This is a genomic window from Romboutsia sp. LXY-2 (genome assembly GCF_056171995.1).
The window spans coordinates 246381-262176 of record NZ_JBKFGI010000006.1 but is presented as its reverse complement, the minus strand read 5'-3'; the positions used below and the strand labels follow the sequence as shown (position 1 = coordinate 262176).

The following is a 15796-nucleotide window of genomic DNA, read 5'->3' as shown; positions in this document are numbered from 1 at the left end:
AATTACTTAAAATTAAATATGAATGAGGTATAAAATGAGTATTAAGATATGTCCATCGTTGCTTTCTGCCAATGTATGTAATTTAGAAAAAGATATAAATACATTGGATAGTAAAAATATTGAAATACTGCACATAGATATAATGGATGGTAATTTTGTTCCAAACATTACCTTTGGTATATACCAAGTGGAGGCTCTTAGAAAAATCACTAATGCTGAGTTTGATGCTCACTTAATGGTAGAAGATCCAGATAAATTTGTAGAAGCCTTAGTGGAAGCAGGTGTAAATGGAATTACTGTTCATGTAGAGACGTGTAAGCACCTATACAAAACTATTAGATATATAAAGAGTTTTGGAATAAAAGCTGGAGTAGCCTTAAATCCTTCTACACCTATACATTGTTTAGAATATGTTCTTCCTATGCTAAATAGAGTACTGATAATGTCTGTAGAGCCTGGATTTGGAGGGCAAGAATTTATACCATTTAGTATAGATAAAATTAATATCTTAAATAATATAAAAAAAGAAAAAAACTATGACTTTGATATTCAGGTAGATGGTGGAATAAATGATCATAATATTAAAGCTGTAGTTGATGCAGGTGTAAATGAAATTGTTATGGGATCATCAATATTTAATGGAAATATAGAGTCTAATATTGATAGATTAAGATCTAGATTTTAAAGAAATAATTAGGTGGAAGAGATTCTCTTCCACCTAATTTTATACTAATTATTTTTAGGAGAGAACAATATGAAAATATCTATAGGATGCGATCATGGTGGATATGAGTTAAAAGAGTTTATTAAAGAACGTTTAATAAATAAAGGGATAGAAGTATCTGATGTAGGAACTTATTCTAATGAAAGTGTAGATTTTCCTATATTTGCGAGTAAGGTATGCAAGGATATTCAAAGCGATGAATCAGGTTTAGGAATATTATGCTGTGGCACAGGGATAGGTATGTCTATAGTAGCGAATAAATATAAAGGTATTAGAGCGGCTGTGGTTTCTGATTGTTTTTCAGCAAAAGCAACTAGAGAACATAATAATACTAATGTTATATGTTTAGGAGAAAGAGTAATTGGTAAAAGTTTAGCATTAAAAATAGTTGAAGAGTGGATTGATGCTGAACATTATGGAGAAAGGCACAAAAAAAGGTTGGAAATGGTAGAAGAAATAGAAAGAAATAATATGAAATAAGAATATTTATTATTGGGGGGATGTGTTTATGCCTATACTTTGTGCTTCAATAATGTGCGCAGATCAAATGAGACTTAAGGAAGAACTGGATTTATTAGAATCATCAGGCGTTGAATTACTACATTGTGATGTTATGGATGGAATATTTGTAAATAATTTAGCTATGGGGCCTGAAATACTGCAATCAATTAGTGAAAATACCAAAATACCTTTAGATATACACTTAGCAACAGAAACACCACATATATATATAGATATGATGAGTAGGATTAAGCCTAAGTATATTTCATTTCATGTAGAAGCAAGTAAAGATGTAAAAAAAGATATAAATAAAATAAAAGAATATGGAATAGGACCTGTTTTAGCTATTAGCCCAAAAACGCCATTAGAAGAGATAGAAGAGTATATTACGTTAGTAGATGGAATATTAGTCATGACAGTGAATCCTGGATTTGCAGGGCAGAAGTTTAATAAAGATGTACTAGTCAAACTTAAAGAATTAACAAAATTACTTACAAATTATGAGAATCCACCTTTTGTAGAGGTTGATGGAAATATAAATGATAGTACTATTAAAGCAATGAAAGATAGCAAAATAGATATTTATGTATTAGGAACATCTGGTTTATTTAATAATAAAGAGCCAAGATGTTATAAAGATAAACTAAATAATTTGAAAAAAATTATTAATGATTAAAATTTTATAAATATCAGGGAGATAGCTATGGATAGATTATATAAATTACAGAATGGTACAGATATAAGAGGTATAGCTTGTGAAAATAAGGATAAAGAAGTTAACTTAACGAAGATTGAAGTAGAAAAAATATCAAGGGCATTTTGTTTATGGTTAGAAAGAAAACACCCAAATCAAAAAATGAAGATATCTATTGGATGTGATTCTAGAATAACAGGCGAATTATTTAGGAATACCTGTATTGATGCTATTTCAAAGCAGGGATGCGATATTGTTGATTGCAGTATGGCAACTACACCGTCAATGTTTATGACAACAATAATGGATGAATATAATTGTAATGGTGCAATAATGATTACTGCAAGTCATCTACCTTATTACTATAATGGAATGAAATTTTTTACTTCTAATGGTGGTTTAGAGAAAAGCGAAATTAAAGAAATACTAGATATTGCAGATTCTAATGAAGAAAAATTAGATAAATTTATTACTGTTTCAAGTATAACAAGGAAAGATTTAATAAAGGATTATTCTAATATACTTGTAGATAAAATAAGAAGAGAAGCAAATAATATGAAAGATTATAATAATCCATTAAAAGGTCTTAAGATAATAGTAGATGCTGGAAATGGTGCAGGAGGATTCTTTGCAAAAGATGTTCTTGAACAGCTAGGAGCATGCACAGAAGGTAGTCAGTTTTTGGAACCAGATGGGATGTTTCCTAATCATATCCCGAATCCAGAAAATAGTGAAGCAATGAAAAGTATTTCTAATGCAGTATTAAATAACAAAAGTGATTTAGGTATAATTTTTGATACAGATGTGGATAGAGCAGCTATAGTTGATAGTAATGGTAAATGTATAAATAAGAATAGCCTAATAGCATTAATCTCAGCTATAATTTTAGAAGAAAATCCTAACACTTATATTGTTACGGATTCCGTTACATCTGAAGGATTAGCTAAATTTATAAATGAAAAAGGCGGAAAACATCACAGGTTTAAAAGGGGATATAAAAATGTTATTAATGAAGCTATAAGGTTGAATAATGAAGGAGAAGAATGTCACCTTGCTATTGAAACCTCAGGTCATGCGACTTTTAGAGAAAATTATTTCTTAGATGATGGAGCATATCTTATAGCGAAAATTTTGATGAAAGTGTCTAAGTTATTAAATGAACAAAAAAATATAGATGAATTGATAAGAAGTCTAGAACAACCTAAGTCTGAAAAAGAATTAAGAATAGGTATAAATGTTGAAGAGTATAGACCATATGCAGAGTCTATAATAGAAGAGATTAAAAAATATGTTGAAAGTGATAAGAATTATAGTATTGAACCTAATAATTATGAAGGAATTAGAGTTAACTATAAAAAAAATGGTTGGTTCTTAATTAGATTATCACTTCATGAACCATTATTAGTATTAAATATAGAATCTGATGATTATAATGGATCAAGTGAAATATATGAAAATCTAAAAGGAATTTTATCTAAGTATGAATTAATTGGGCTGTAAAACTTAATTGATAAATAAAAAAGTGGTAGCAATGCTACCACTTTTTTATATAATACCCACTGCTTTCAACTTGAGCAAATGGATGTGAGCTTATCGAGCAGACGTTGGCGACATGAGCGAAGCGAATTTTTTATTTGATAGAATCATTAAAATATTTTAAGCATCTTTTGTTATAATATTATCATCTTCTCCGTAGTACATATCTAAGTCTAATTCACCTTCACTTTTACTTACTACTAGTGTACATGCACAGTCTCCCATAACATTTACAGTAGTTCTAGTCATATCAAGTAATCTATCAACACCCATAATTAAACCAATGCCTTCTAAAGGTAGACCAACAGATGTTAACACCATTGAAAGAGTTATCATACCTACACCTGGAACCCCTGCAGTACCTATTGAAGCTAGCGTAGCTGTAAGTATTATTGTAAGAAGTTGATTTATACCTAAATCTATTCCATATATTTGAGCAATGAATATACAAGCAACACCTTGCATAATAGCAGTACCATCCATATTTATCGTAGCACCTAAAGGAAGTGTAAATGATGCTACAGAATTATGAACACCTAATTCTTCCATAGTCTCTATTGTTAGAGGAAGTGCAGCACTACTTGATGACGTTGAGAATGTTACTCCAGCAACATTAGCAAACTTCTTAAAGAATGGCTTAAGCTTAAGTCCACTCAAAGACTTAACCATACAAGTATAGACTACGAAGCCTTGAATAGCTAAGGCAAGTAATACAGCAAACATGTATTTAATTAATGATAAAATAGCATCGAAACCAACTGTAGCAAATGTATTAGTTATTAATGCGAATACCCCGTAAGGTGCAAGAATCATTATTAAGCTAACCATTTTCATACATACTTCATTTAATGATTCGAATAAATCTTTAACTGGATTAGCCTTTTTACCTATTAAACTTATTGATATACCAACTAATAATGCAAATAAAATTATCTGTAGCATTTCACCATTAGCTAATGCTTGAATTGGATTTGAAGGAATCATACCAAGAATTATATCTACTAATGATTTACTTTCTGCTATAGTCGTTTCTGTAGTAACAAGGCTAGACATATCAAGTCCTAAGCCTGGATTGATTAATTTACCTACACCAAGTGCAATAGTAATTGCAACTGCAGTTGTAACTAAATAGAAGCACATTGTTTTTATACCTATTCTACCTAATTTCTTAACATCACCCATAGATGAAGCTCCACAAACTATTGAAACGAATACTAGTGGTACCACTAACATTTTTATAGCATTAATAAATCCAGTACCCATTATTTTTATTATTCCGCCTAATAAAATGGTATCCTTTAGTGTTCCAGAAGGAATTTTTTTTAGTAAGATACCGAAAATAGCACCTAGTATAATTCCAATAAATATTTTTGACGTAAGACTTAATTTCTTTTTCATAATTATCCTCCTTAATTGTTTACAAGTTTGTATTATTCCGAAGCAAAGTAAATTCTAATATTTAGAAAAATAATAACAGATTAGTTAGAAAAATGCAAGAAATAAAAAATATTATTCAAAAATATAATTTGTAATATGGAGTGATTGAGTTACAACTTGTGGAAAAAATAAAATTGTAACCTAGATATTGCTTGAATTTAACGATATTGTGATGTGTGACAATGAATGAGGTATTATTTATAATCTAAAATGAAGTTACTCTGTACAAAGAAAAATATGAATATTATAAAAAAAAATATTCATATTATGGTAGGGGTAGTAATGGGGAGATATAAGGGGACTTATAAATAAAAGTTACATGGCTGTAACCATATTTACGAATTTGTAATCTAAAGTAACAGTGGTGTAACTGTTATATGGACATGCATTATGATAATATTTAAATATAGAAACAACAAAAGAAAAATAATAAAATTTACATATATAAGGATGTGGTCGATATGAAAAAAGCAATAATGGTATTATCAATTTTATGTGGTGGTTTATTAGTAGCAAATCCAATAGTAACAAGCTTTGCCCAAGATCAAACTACGGTAGCTAACAACAAAACAGAACAAAGTAATGTAGAAGTAGTAAAAGAATTAAATATAGATCAAGCTAAAGAAGTTTTAGAAATATATAATCCTAGTATAAAATATAGCTTCCAAGGAGACGAAAATACTTTTACAGTTTTAAAAGATAAAGGACTTGAAGGATATGTATTTTTAGGTAATGTAGATGGAGATTTAGGATACTTTGTAGATAAAAATAGTGCTAATGTGTACTATTTCCATCCAAGTGGATATTTAGATATAATACTATAAGATAATTAATAAGATGTCTCTAAGATTTTTAGAGACATTTTTTATGCTTAAATATATTAAAATACTTGGGAAAGTATGGATAACTTATGAACCCAAGCAATATCAATAAACTGGTTTTGAGCATAAAAAATATTTTGAGCAACGGACGAAGTCGTTAGCGACATGAGCGAAGCGAATTTTTTATCGCAAGGAGATTATAATATTTTAAAATATGTAGAAAACTCGCGTATAATAGTAATGTACATAGTTTCATTGAATGAGAAACTTTTTTATTAATTGCGTTTTATATAAAGGAGTTTAAGATTGGTCCGTATATAAGGTTATAAAATAAATTTGAGGTGAATGAATAAGATGATTGATAATATACAACTGTTGCAAATGACGTCAAATTTAGCAATGGGTGGGACAAATAGCTGTAACTGTGAAAATAGTAATAGTGGTGCATTTGATATGGTAATGATAAGCTTATTAAAAGCAGTGTCGCAAAATAATAAAGATAATAACTTTGGTATAAATAATATACAAAATAACACTATAAACTTAGAAACTCAAAATAGTATTCAAAACACTAATAAGATACAATCATCATATAAAGATGATGATGTAAATAAAAAGATAGACAATGCGATAAGAATATCTTCTAAGAAGTATGGAGTAGATGAAAACTTAATAAGAGCAATAATAAAGGTTGAATCAAACTTTAATCCAAATACTGTATCGAGTGCAGGAGCTAAAGGTCTTATGCAATTAATGCCGTTTAACTGTAAAGACTTAGGGGTTATGAATCCATTTGATATATATCAGAATATAGATGGTGGCACTAGGCATATCAAAGAGTATATAGATAAATATGACGGTGATATACAAATGGGATTGATGGCATATAACGGAGGACCTACTAGAATGGCTAAAAGAGGTGTGAAATCTATAAATGATATATATAAAATGCCTAAAGAAACTCAAAATTATGTACCGAAGGTAATGAAATATTATATAGGAGAAGCGGTATAATAAAAATGAGTTAGCATTATTGCTATCTCATTTTTATAAACTATGGCTAGATTATTAATTATATTAAATTTAGCATAGTTAAAAGATTATTCTTTAAATCATTAAATCTATTAATAGAAACAGGAATAGTATTAGAGTTTATTGTAATATTACTTTTACTCAATTTAGTTATTTTTTCAATGTTAATTATATAGTTTTTATGACAAATAAAAAACCTAGAATCATTTAACTTTTTATGTATATGATTTAATTGATGATTATAATTGATAGTATCAATAGTAGTGTGTATGACACTACTATTTTTATTAGCTTCTATAAATAAAATAGTATTATAATCTATATCGTCTAATGTTGTGTATTGAATTTTCTTAGTCATATAATTTAATTCTTGCACACATAAAGAAAGTTCATCCTCAAGTGATGAATAATTTACAGGGCTTAAGACATATCTAAAATCCTTAAGAAAAAAACCATTTATCATAAAATCTACAATTTCAGGGATAAAGATTATCTTTACATCTTTATTATAATTTGTGCATTTATTATGAATATCATAAATTAAACTCTTATTTTTTAAATCTGTAGATATTAAAATAATATCAAAATTAAATGTAAGATTATGTAGAAAACTTTCAATGGAATCAAACTTGTAAAGGTTGTAATTAAATTTATTTATTGATAAGAATTTATTTAAATATGTATTTAATACGTTCATTTCTTTAATATCATTACAGCATACTCCTATATTAAACATAAAAATCTCCTCCTAAATTCCTTTGTAAATGATAATATATAAATTGTAATCTGAAATACAAAGATATATTCTTTATAGAATTATTGATTATTTTTATAAAATATATTCAAATGCTTAATATATTATCAACAAAACTAAAGAAATATTAAAAAAAGACGTATAGCAGAAGTAAGAAAATAAAAGTTAGCAAAAATGAACTTTAAAGGGGAATTAAGAATGCAATGCTATATGTTAAAATTTGTGGAAATAAAAAATACCTTAAAAAAGATAATTAATGCTTCGAAAAAATTAAATATATCAAAGAATGAGTTAACAGGGGCTTATAACAGAAAGAAGTTTTTTAAGTGCTTGAAAGATAAAAAAAATGGAACATTTATAGAAGTTAAGATTATAGGGATTAGCTTTATAAATCTAAATTGTGGAGTTGAATGTGGAGACAGTGTAATAAGATATATAGAAACGCAATTAGTTAATATTAATAAAAGCTCCATAGTAGGTAGGTTATCAGGAACTAAATTTGGTATATATACAAACGAAATAGATTTAGAAACCATAAAAGATACTATAGAAGAAATTATTGAAACAACAAAGAATATAAACGTGTGTAAAAAAAAAATGAAAATATCATTAAATATTGCAGCTATAACCTACACTAATGATCAATTTAATATAGAAGATTCTAATAATAAAATAGCATTATGTATGTCTAGTGCGATTAAAAATGGCGAAAATAAATATCAAATTTATAATGAAAAATATAAAAGAGATATAAGTATAGAAATGATAGAAAAAGCAATAGATAATGGTGAAATAGTTCTCCACTACCAGCCCAAAGTAGACGTAGTAAGTAACAAAATACAAGGTGTAGAAGCGTTAATACGTTGGTTTAAAAAAGGCAAAATATATATACCTTCACAGGAATTAATTGCATTTACAGAAGAGTCAGGGTACATAAATACACTAGGAAAATGGATTATAAGTAGAGCTTGTAGTGAAATTAAAAAATTAAATGATATAACAAAGTCAGATATAGGTTTATCTATAAATATATCACCGAGACAATTACAAGAAGAAAATTTTTTGAAAGAAGTAAAAGAGAAAATAGACCAACTGGAATTTGATAATAAACTTTTAAAATTTGAAATAACAGAAAATGAAAATATAGATCGTATAGATACAGTACAAACCATATTTAATAGTATAAAAAATATAGGTATAGAAGTTTCTATGGATGACTTTGGTAAGGGATATAATTCAATAGATTATATAAAAAAAAATAATGTAGATGAAATAAAGATTGATAAATCCTTAGTAGTGTATATAAATGATAATCCGAAATTTATAGAGTACTTAATAAATATGATTCACACAACCAATACTTTGGTTGTAGCTGAGGGAGTAGAAGAACAAAATGAATATGAAGCTCTTAAAGAAATGGGATGTGATTTAATACAAGGATATTACTTTTTCAAGCCAATGAACTTAGAAAATTTGATAGAAGTTGTTAAAATAAATAATCAAAAATAAAAATGAATCAAGTGCATTGAGAAAAGGTAAAGAAAATTGCATTGTCTAAACAAATATAAAATACTAGAGGTAGATATGAGAGTAGGAAGTATTGGTATAAATACCAAACTAAACATAGAAAATAAAGGAAATGATACGAAGTCAGGCTTTAGCGAGAACTTCAATCAAGCAAGTAGGTATAAAACAAAAGAAGAACTAGATCAATACCGCAAAGAAATAGAGGTTGTAGGTCAACGGTTAATAACAACACAGAATTTCACTGATGTAGTAAAGTATAAAAAGGCAATAAAAGGATATCTAAAATCAGTAGTAGAGTATGTATATAGTTTAAACAAAAATACAAGCTTCTGGAACAATAACTATTTTACAACGGTAAATACAGTAAATGAAAAGCTAGATAAAATGACAAGAGAACTAGTATATGAACAAAAGCAAAATATAGATATAGCATCAAAAATAGATGAAATAAACGGACTATTGCTAGATATTTACTTATAGGAGGATAAGATGGATAAAGTATTCAAAAATAAAGACATATATGAAGTACAATTTGAACAATTGAAAAAAGGAGAAAAATCTCCACTAAATAGTGTAGATGATGTAATGAATGCTCAGATGAGTATAACGATATTAATGGGATCGAGACACGAAAAAATAGAAAAAATTTTAAATTATAAAGTAGGAGATATAATAGAACTGGATAAAAACGTAGAAGAAGCATTAGATATAAATGTGAATGGAAAAATGGTAGCTAGTGGAGAGAGTATAATAATGGATAACAAACTGGCAATAAGATTATCAAAAATAAAAACGGAAAATGATAATTAAATATTTATAGGGGGTACTTTATGAACATAAACTCAGTACGATTTAGAACTATAGAAAATGTATATAAAAGTAATAAAGTGGAGACAAAACCTAAACAAAATAAACAAACTGACACACTTCAAATATCAGATTTAGGTAAATACTTAAACGAAGTAAGCAGCAAAAACAAAGAAATTAATATAGAAAAAGTAAATGAAATAAAAAAGAGAATAGAAAATGGAACCTATAATGTAGATTCAAAAGAATTAGCTAAAAAAATAATAAGCCATATGAAGGGGGATATATAATTGAACCCAGAGTTAAAAGTAATAATATATGAACAAAAAAGTGTATTAAATAAATTACTTAAACAACTAGATGAGCAATACGATTTAATAATAAGTGAAGACGTAGTGAAAATAGATAAAATTGCCAAAGAGCTAGATGAAACATCTAAAGAATTAGCAAAGTTAGAAATTAATAGAAGAAAAATAATGGGTAGTGATACAAGTATGAAAAATACTATAGAAAAATGCGAAGATGAAAATGTTAAAAAGGCATATGAAGAAATAACAAATTCATTAAAAATGATAGAAATACAAAAAGAAGCAAATGAAACTCTTATAAAGCAAAAACTGTTTTTTACAAAGAAAATGATGAACTTTATAAAACCAAAGAATGGAATAGGAACATACAATGCCTATGGACAAGTAGGTAAATAGGAGGGGAAAATTATGGCAGGATTATTAGGCAGTTTGCATGCAGCAAAATCGGGAATGAGCGTAAGCCAAACGTCAATACAAACAACATCGCATAATATAAATAACATGAATACTCCAGGGTATAGTAGACAAAGAGTAGAACAAAGCGCAAAAAGTGCTTATAGCTACCCAGGATACAACAGTAGTATGGGAGCAGGGCAGATAGGAACTGGAGTTGAAGCTACGGATGTAATAAGAATAAGAAATACATTTTACGACTTTCAGTTTAGAAGTGAATCTCACAACTATGGAGAAACAAGTGTAAAATATGAGCACTATACAAATATGGAAAGTATATTTAATGAACCATCAGAAACATCAATATCAGCATCAATATCAAACTTCTTTAGTAGTTGGCAAGAACTAACTAAAAACCCAACAGATGTTGCGGCCAAGGATATTGTTATTCAAAATAGTAAATATTTAGCAGATAGTATAAGTAATATTAAAGAGAAATTAGATAATCTAAGTGGACAAGCTGAAAAAAAGATTAATGACGATATAAAAGAAATAAATGATATGCTTGGAAAATTAAAAGAATTGGAGAAACATATAAAGATAGTACAAGGTAGTGGTAAATCACCTAACGATTTAATGGATGAAAGAGACAAAATACTAGATGATTTAAGTTTTAAATTAAACTTAAATGATAAAAATGTACAGGCAGCACTAGAAGATGGAAAATTAGAGCTTAGTGAACTTGTAGATACTGATGCAGATGGTAAAATATTAAAAGATCCAGAAGGTAAAATAACTATAAAATTAAACACATCTGGAGAAATGCAAGGTTCATTAGAAATGATAAATAAAGTTAATGAATTTGCATCTAGTTTAACCGAACTTGTAGAAGGAATAGCTGACAATGTAAATAAAATACTTAAGGATAATGGAATAGAGGAATTATTTGTCTTCGATGCTGATTCAGACCCGATTTTAAAAATAAATGATAACATAAAAGATAACCCTAAAGCATGGGATATAACATCAGAAGTAGCATCACAAATGTATAAATTAAAAGACGAAAAAATAACCATAGGTTCAGATGCAATAACCATAGATAAATTCTATAATAATATAATTCAAAAACTAGGAAATGAAGCTCAAGAAGTAATAAGAAATGAGAAAAATCAAAGTAAAATACTTAAAGAGATAGATAATTCAAGATTAAATGTATCTGGAGTTTCACTAGATGAAGAAATGGTTAACCTGGTACAATTTCAACATTCATATAATGCAAGTGCAAAAGTAATATCAACTATAGACTCTTTATTAGATGTAGTAATTAATGGATTAAAAAGATAATTAAGGAGGGGAACTATGAGAATAACTAATTCTTCAATGATAAGAAGTCATATGTATGATACACAGCAAAACTTATCAAGATTAAATAAAATAAATGAGCAATTAAATACAGGTAAAGTAGTAAATAGAGTATCAGATGATCCACATAAAGCTGTAAGAATAATGAATTTGAATAATGAAATAAAATATACAGAAAAGTATAATTATAATATAGATGAGACAGTAGGATGGATGAACACTACAGATGGTTCTTTAGAAAAATTCGGAAACTTACTGGGAGATATAAAACAGGGAATATTAAAGGTAGGAAATGGAACATATTCAAAAGAAGAATACAAAGCTATAAATGCGGAAATGAATGAAAATATAAAAGAAATGGCAGATATTTTGAACACAACTTATGGAGGAAAGTACATGTTTGGTGGAACAAATGTAGATGAACAGCCAGTAAAGTTGATATCAAACCCAGACGGAACAATAAAATTAGAGATAAACCCAAACTCAAACATAGGTGATCTGAAAGCGGATATATCAGATGGAATAAATATTGATTATAATATTTCGGTAGGAGAACTATTCAATGAAACTGATGAACATGGAAATCAAGTTAACTTCCTTGATGAAATAAACAAAATATCTGGTTTAATGAATAAAATAGCTAATGGAACGGAAGATGAAAGTAACCAGGCGAAAGAAGAATTAGTAGGTACTGTGAAAAATAATATAGATGTTTTATTTAATCACTCATTAAATGAAAGAACATCACTAGGGGTTAGGGCCAGCACAGCTGAAAAAGTAAGAGAATTAAATGAGGAAAATATACTTAATATGAAGAGTGTATTATCCTTAGATCAAGATGTAGATCATGTTGAAAAATTTATAGAATTAAAATCAGCTGAGTTGGTATATCAAGCATCTATCCAAGTAGGAGCAAAATTAATACAACCTACTATAATGGACTATTTAAGATAATTAGGAGGATGATATGGATATATTATTTGAAAAAGGTATACCGGGGTTTGAAGAATACAAAACTTTTGTAGTGAATGAAGTAGAAGATAATCCTAAGTTTAAAACAATAATATCAAAAGAAGATTCAAACATAGGATTTGTGTCTATATCTCCTTTTGAAGTAAGAAAAGATTATGAAATAGATTTAAATGATGAGATAATTAAAGCATTAAACATCGAGGAACCTAAAGATGTATTAGTGTTAAACTTAATAACATTAGGAAAAACACTAGATACGAGTACTGTAAACTTAAAAGCTCCTGTTATAATAAATATAAAAAACAATAAAGGTAAACAATTAATATTGCAAGATGATAGATACAAAATAAAAGAACCTTTAATGTAAGGAGTGGGAAAATGTTAGTAATTACTAGAAAAAAAGATGAATCTCTCTTAATAGGAGATGATATAGAAATAAAAATAGTAAAAATAGAAGATGGAAGCGTTAAAATTGCTATAGATGCTCCCGAAGAAAAAACTATACTTAGGAAAGAAATATATGAAAAAGTAAAAAATGAAAACTCAAAGGCAATAACAAAAGTAAACTATATTTTAGAAGTGATAAAGTAATAAAAGTGAGGGGAAAGATTATGTATACGACAAATCCATACAGTGCATATAAACAAAATTCGGTGAACATGTCATCTAAAGAGCAGTTATTATTAATGTTATTAGATGGTGCTGTTAAATATACAAAAATTGCAAAATTAGCTATAATAGAAAGAGATATAGCAAGAGCACATAAAGAGTTAGTTAGAGTTCAAGATATATTCTTAGAACTTATGATAACAATGGACAAAAGTGTGGGAACTTATATGGAAGATTTATATAAGATATATGAATATATAAAAAATGAACTAATTAGGGCTAATATGAAAAAAGATATACAAATAATAGATGAGATACTTCCAGTAATAGAAGAAATTAGAGATATGTGGTACGAAGTGGATAAAAAGATAAAAACTGGCGAATAGGGGGAGATTTTTATGTCAAGTGTAAGTGGTATAAGATTACCAGGTCTAGCCACAGGTATGGACACAGAAGCAATGGTAAAGGAAATGCTTACAGGGGAACAAAACAAAATAGATAAAGTTAAACAAAAAGAACAAATTATAAAATGGCAACAAGATATATATAGAGAAGTTATAAAAGATATACAAGGATTAAATGATAAGTATTTTTCAATAACATCTGAAAACTCAATAATAAAATCTAGTGCATGGAATACTCTAACAGCTTCTAGCTCTAACTCTAGTGTCATAACAGCTACTGGAAGTGCAGGAGCGAATCCTATAAATTATAAATTTGAGGTTATAAAATTAGCTGAGTCAGCTAAAGCAACTGCTGATGGTATTAGGGAAAAAGGTGGTAAAGAGGCTACATTAGAAAGTTTAGGATTAAAAGATACAGAAACTACATTTACTATTAAATATGGCGATGGCGATACACAAGTGTCTGAAGCGATAACAATAAGTAATGGAGATACAATAGAAAGCTTAATAAATAAAATAAATGACGCAACTGGCGGTAATGTAAAAGCATCATATAGTGAAATGACTGGAACATTTTCAATAGAGAGTAAAAGTACAGGTTCTAATAATGGTTTTAAAATTATTGGAAGTTCATTAGACTTCTTAGGATTAAAAGGAAACATGGTAGATGGTAAGTTTACAGGGACTGATTCTGATATTAAAGTCTATGGAAATGATGGAAAGGAAATTATAAATGCACCTATTGATAAAACATCAAATTCATTTACCATAGATGGTATAACGTATAATCTACACTCAGCTAAGGTTGGAGAAATAGTAGAAATAACTTCAACTCAAGATACACAACCTGTAATAGACAACATGAAAGCTTTTGTAGAAGATTATAACAAATTGATGGATAAAACATATAATCTTGTAATACAAAAACCTAATAAAGATTATCGGCCATTAACAGAAGATCAGAAAAAAGATATGTCAGAAGAAGAAATAGAAAAATGGGAGAAGAATGCAAAAGAAGGACTACTTAGAAATGATTCAGAAATGAGAAGATTTATTGATGATATGCAGAAATCAATATTTGGGGAGAGTATACAAGTCTTAAATGAAATGGGTCTTACATCTCATGAAAATTACAATAAAAAAGGTCAAATATCATTAAACGAAGATAAATTTAGAAAATCACTAGAGAATAATGCAGATAGAGTGTATGAAATTTTTGCTAAAGACAATTCTAGTGTAATGGAAAGAATGAAAAACACTATTAAGGATTATGTGGGTAGTTCATCTTCCGTATTTGCAAAAAAAGCAGGTATAGAAAAAACAGCATCAGTAGCTAACAACTTTTATTCAGAACAATTAAAAAGACAAGCAGAGTCTATAAAAAATCTTCAAAGAAAAATGAATAATAAAGAAAATGCTTTATATAAAAAGTTCAGCACATTAGAAGCTAGTATGAATAAACTAAATTCCCAAATGAACTATTTTATGCAGATGTAACTTAGGTGGATGATTAGATATGAATAATATAAAACTATACAAATCTATTTCTTTAGATATAATAAAACTATTTGAAAATAATAGATTAGAAGAACTAGAAAACTTGATGAATGAAAGAGAAAAAATCTTGAAAGAAGAGATAAATAATAAAGAATTTAAAAAAACATTGATAGATGAGGGGATTGTAGATGTAGACCTATCTATTAAAAGGTTAATAAGCGAAAATATAACTAAAGTTAAGCAAGAAATAAGAGAACATAGATTATTAAAGCAAGCAAGTAATTCATATACATATACGAATAAAGAAAAAATAAATATTTTTAATGAAAAAGTATAAAGTTTTAATAAAGCTAGCCGAAATATTATATTGTAAGCGATACTTGGCCAAGTATTTCTAAATAAATAATAAGACAAGGAT

The 15796-nt window shown here is 27.8% G+C and carries 20 protein-coding genes; 18 read left to right on the top strand and 2 right to left on the bottom strand.

Translation table 11 applies throughout. The annotated features are described in order from the left end of the window. Positions 1-34: 34 nt before the first annotated feature. The 4 genes from rpe (at position 35) to ACI48P_RS12385 (ending at position 3419) form a co-directional block, all read left to right on the top strand. Positions 35-685: a ribulose-phosphate 3-epimerase gene (gene rpe / locus ACI48P_RS12400; protein WP_475216134.1), complete on the top strand. Its 651-nt coding sequence runs from the start codon at positions 35-37 to the stop codon at positions 683-685. Positions 686-754: 69 nt separating this feature from the next. Next, a complete protein-coding gene (gene rpiB, locus ACI48P_RS12395; protein WP_475216132.1) occupies positions 755-1204 on the top strand; it encodes a ribose 5-phosphate isomerase B in 450 nt (149 codons plus the stop codon). Between the two features lie 28 nt (positions 1205-1232). After that, entirely contained in the window at positions 1233-1901 is a 669-nt protein-coding gene (locus ACI48P_RS12390) for a ribulose-phosphate 3-epimerase (RefSeq protein ID WP_475216130.1), read from the top strand. A 27-nt stretch (positions 1902-1928) separates the two neighbouring features. Beyond that, positions 1929-3419, top strand: coding sequence for a phosphohexomutase domain-containing protein (locus tag ACI48P_RS12385; protein ID WP_475216128.1), 1491 nt, complete (start codon positions 1929-1931; stop codon positions 3417-3419). 156 nt (positions 3420-3575) lie between these two features. On the opposite strand, the gene ACI48P_RS12380 is transcribed toward ACI48P_RS12385, so the two are convergent. Continuing rightward, on the bottom strand, positions 3576-4853 hold the full coding sequence (locus tag ACI48P_RS12380; RefSeq protein ID WP_475216126.1) for a dicarboxylate/amino acid:cation symporter: 1278 nt from the start codon (positions 4851-4853) through the stop codon (positions 3576-3578). A gap of 500 nt (positions 4854-5353) precedes the next feature. Here ACI48P_RS12380 and ACI48P_RS12375 point away from each other — a divergent pair, with 500 nt between their 5' ends. Both ACI48P_RS12375 and ACI48P_RS12370 read left to right on the top strand, forming a co-directional pair. Further along, on the top strand, positions 5354-5716 hold the full coding sequence (locus tag ACI48P_RS12375; RefSeq protein WP_475216124.1) for a hypothetical protein: 363 nt from the start codon (positions 5354-5356) through the stop codon (positions 5714-5716). Between the two features lie 351 nt (positions 5717-6067). Continuing rightward, positions 6068-6727 carry a lytic transglycosylase domain-containing protein gene (locus tag ACI48P_RS12370; protein WP_475216122.1) on the top strand — a complete coding sequence of 220 codons (660 nt, stop codon included), beginning with the start codon at positions 6068-6070 and terminating at the stop codon, positions 6725-6727. 58 nt (positions 6728-6785) lie between these two features. Here the strand turns inward: ACI48P_RS12370 and ACI48P_RS12365 are convergent, their stop codons facing one another. Continuing rightward, positions 6786-7481: a LytR/AlgR family response regulator transcription factor gene (locus tag ACI48P_RS12365; RefSeq protein ID WP_475216120.1), complete on the bottom strand. Its 696-nt coding sequence runs from the start codon at positions 7479-7481 to the stop codon at positions 6786-6788. A 216-nt stretch (positions 7482-7697) separates the two neighbouring features. Here ACI48P_RS12365 and ACI48P_RS12360 point away from each other — a divergent pair, with 216 nt between their 5' ends. The 12 genes from ACI48P_RS12360 (at position 7698) to ACI48P_RS12305 (ending at position 15715) form a co-directional block, all read left to right on the top strand. Beyond that, positions 7698-9008: an EAL domain-containing protein gene (locus ACI48P_RS12360; protein ID WP_475216118.1), complete on the top strand. Its 1311-nt coding sequence runs from the start codon at positions 7698-7700 to the stop codon at positions 9006-9008. Positions 9009-9083: 75 nt separating this feature from the next. After that, the gene (locus tag ACI48P_RS12355) at positions 9084-9506 is read left to right on the top strand and encodes a YaaR family protein (protein WP_475216116.1); all 423 of its coding nucleotides are present in this window, start codon (positions 9084-9086) and stop codon (positions 9504-9506) included. A gap of 9 nt (positions 9507-9515) precedes the next feature. After that, a complete protein-coding gene (locus ACI48P_RS12350; RefSeq protein WP_475216114.1) occupies positions 9516-9836 on the top strand; it encodes a FliM/FliN family flagellar motor switch protein in 321 nt (106 codons plus the stop codon). A gap of 20 nt (positions 9837-9856) precedes the next feature. Beyond that, positions 9857-10123, top strand: a complete 267-nt coding sequence (gene flgM, locus ACI48P_RS12345; RefSeq protein WP_475216112.1) for a flagellar biosynthesis anti-sigma factor FlgM — start codon at positions 9857-9859, stop codon at positions 10121-10123. Further along, entirely contained in the window at positions 10124-10537 is a 414-nt protein-coding gene (locus ACI48P_RS12340) for a flagellar protein FlgN (RefSeq protein WP_475216111.1), read from the top strand. Between the two features lie 12 nt (positions 10538-10549). Next, entirely contained in the window at positions 10550-11878 is a 1329-nt protein-coding gene (gene flgK / locus ACI48P_RS12335) for a flagellar hook-associated protein FlgK (RefSeq protein WP_475216110.1), read from the top strand. 15 nt (positions 11879-11893) lie between these two features. After that, the gene (locus ACI48P_RS12330) at positions 11894-12850 is read left to right on the top strand and encodes a flagellin N-terminal helical domain-containing protein (protein WP_475216108.1); all 957 of its coding nucleotides are present in this window, start codon (positions 11894-11896) and stop codon (positions 12848-12850) included. 13 nt (positions 12851-12863) lie between these two features. Further along, positions 12864-13235, top strand: a complete 372-nt coding sequence (fliW, locus tag ACI48P_RS12325) for a flagellar assembly protein FliW (RefSeq protein ID WP_475216106.1) — start codon at positions 12864-12866, stop codon at positions 13233-13235. 11 nt (positions 13236-13246) lie between these two features. Next, complete coding sequence (gene csrA / locus ACI48P_RS12320) at positions 13247-13459, top strand: carbon storage regulator CsrA (RefSeq protein ID WP_475216104.1); 213 nt, start codon at positions 13247-13249, stop codon at positions 13457-13459. A 20-nt stretch (positions 13460-13479) separates the two neighbouring features. After that, positions 13480-13863 (top strand): flagellar export chaperone FliS, encoded by a 384-nt coding sequence (gene fliS / locus ACI48P_RS12315; RefSeq protein WP_475216102.1) that lies wholly within the window; start codon positions 13480-13482, stop codon positions 13861-13863. 12 nt (positions 13864-13875) lie between these two features. Next, positions 13876-15378 (top strand): flagellar filament capping protein FliD, encoded by a 1503-nt coding sequence (gene fliD, locus ACI48P_RS12310; protein WP_475216100.1) that lies wholly within the window; start codon positions 13876-13878, stop codon positions 15376-15378. 19 nt (positions 15379-15397) lie between these two features. Then, positions 15398-15715 carry a hypothetical protein gene (locus ACI48P_RS12305; RefSeq protein WP_475216098.1) on the top strand — a complete coding sequence of 106 codons (318 nt, stop codon included), beginning with the start codon at positions 15398-15400 and terminating at the stop codon, positions 15713-15715. Positions 15716-15796 lie beyond the last annotated feature (81 nt).

Coding starts and splice junctions, on each gene's coding strand:
- fliD (WP_475216100.1), top strand. CDS start 13,876: ATGTCAAGTGTAAGTGGTATAAGATTACCAGGTCTAGCCACAGGTATG.
- fliW (WP_475216106.1), top strand. CDS start 12,864: ATGGATATATTATTTGAAAAAGGTATACCGGGGTTTGAAGAATACAAA.
- rpe (WP_475216134.1), top strand. CDS start 35: ATGAGTATTAAGATATGTCCATCGTTGCTTTCTGCCAATGTATGTAAT.
- ACI48P_RS12365 (WP_475216120.1), bottom strand. CDS start 7,481: ATGTTTAATATAGGAGTATGCTGTAATGATATTAAAGAAATGAACGTA.
- ACI48P_RS12305 (WP_475216098.1), top strand. CDS start 15,398: ATGAATAATATAAAACTATACAAATCTATTTCTTTAGATATAATAAAA.
- ACI48P_RS12375 (WP_475216124.1), top strand. CDS start 5,354: ATGAAAAAAGCAATAATGGTATTATCAATTTTATGTGGTGGTTTATTA.
- ACI48P_RS12370 (WP_475216122.1), top strand. CDS start 6,068: ATGATTGATAATATACAACTGTTGCAAATGACGTCAAATTTAGCAATG.
- csrA (WP_475216104.1), top strand. CDS start 13,247: ATGTTAGTAATTACTAGAAAAAAAGATGAATCTCTCTTAATAGGAGAT.
- ACI48P_RS12380 (WP_475216126.1), bottom strand. CDS start 4,853: ATGAAAAAGAAATTAAGTCTTACGTCAAAAATATTTATTGGAATTATA.
- ACI48P_RS12350 (WP_475216114.1), top strand. CDS start 9,516: ATGGATAAAGTATTCAAAAATAAAGACATATATGAAGTACAATTTGAA.
- ACI48P_RS12385 (WP_475216128.1), top strand. CDS start 1,929: ATGGATAGATTATATAAATTACAGAATGGTACAGATATAAGAGGTATA.
- ACI48P_RS12330 (WP_475216108.1), top strand. CDS start 11,894: ATGAGAATAACTAATTCTTCAATGATAAGAAGTCATATGTATGATACA.
- flgM (WP_475216112.1), top strand. CDS start 9,857: ATGAACATAAACTCAGTACGATTTAGAACTATAGAAAATGTATATAAA.
- ACI48P_RS12355 (WP_475216116.1), top strand. CDS start 9,084: ATGAGAGTAGGAAGTATTGGTATAAATACCAAACTAAACATAGAAAAT.
- rpiB (WP_475216132.1), top strand. CDS start 755: ATGAAAATATCTATAGGATGCGATCATGGTGGATATGAGTTAAAAGAG.
- ACI48P_RS12360 (WP_475216118.1), top strand. CDS start 7,698: ATGCAATGCTATATGTTAAAATTTGTGGAAATAAAAAATACCTTAAAA.
- ACI48P_RS12390 (WP_475216130.1), top strand. CDS start 1,233: ATGCCTATACTTTGTGCTTCAATAATGTGCGCAGATCAAATGAGACTT.
- flgK (WP_475216110.1), top strand. CDS start 10,550: ATGGCAGGATTATTAGGCAGTTTGCATGCAGCAAAATCGGGAATGAGC.
- fliS (WP_475216102.1), top strand. CDS start 13,480: ATGTATACGACAAATCCATACAGTGCATATAAACAAAATTCGGTGAAC.